We start from the raw sequence: 405 nt of genomic DNA, 5'->3' as shown, positions 1-405 counted from the left end.
GCTGCAGCTGGGCGGCCAGGGCGGTGTCCTCGGCCGGGGTCATCGAGTCGTAGCCGATCTCGCCGACGGCGACGACCCGGTCCTTGACGAGGTAGCGGGGCAGTTCGTCGAGGACGGGCACGCAGCGCGGGTCGTTCGCCTCCTTGGGGTTCAGGGCGATGGTGCAGTGGTGGGCGATGCCGTACTGGGCGGCGCGGAACGGCTCCCAGCCGATCAGGGAGTCGAAGTAGTCGAGGAAGGAGGCGGCACTGGTGCGGGGCTGACCGAGCCAGAAGGAGGGCTCCACGACGGCCCGGACGCCGGCGGCGTACATGGCCTCGTAGTCGTCGGTGGTCCTGGACGTCATGTGGATGTGGGGGTCGAAGATGCGCATCAGGACTCCTTGCCGTGGGGGTCGACCGGGCC

1 pseudogene is annotated in these 405 nt (G+C 69.9%); it reads right to left on the bottom strand.

What is annotated here, in order from left to right:
• Positions 1 to 373: pseudogene (locus CCN35_RS25035) on the bottom strand (TatD family hydrolase); the annotation flags it as partial.
• Between the last annotated feature and the right edge of the window lie 32 nt (positions 374 to 405).

The sequence above is a fragment of the Streptomyces thermovulgaris genome (assembly GCF_002155915.1).
In the GTDB taxonomy this organism is placed as follows: Bacteria; Actinomycetota; Actinomycetes; order Streptomycetales; family Streptomycetaceae; genus Streptomyces; species Streptomyces thermovulgaris.
Note: the sequence above shows the minus strand (reverse complement) of the source record. Positions and strands in the feature narration are given on the sequence as shown.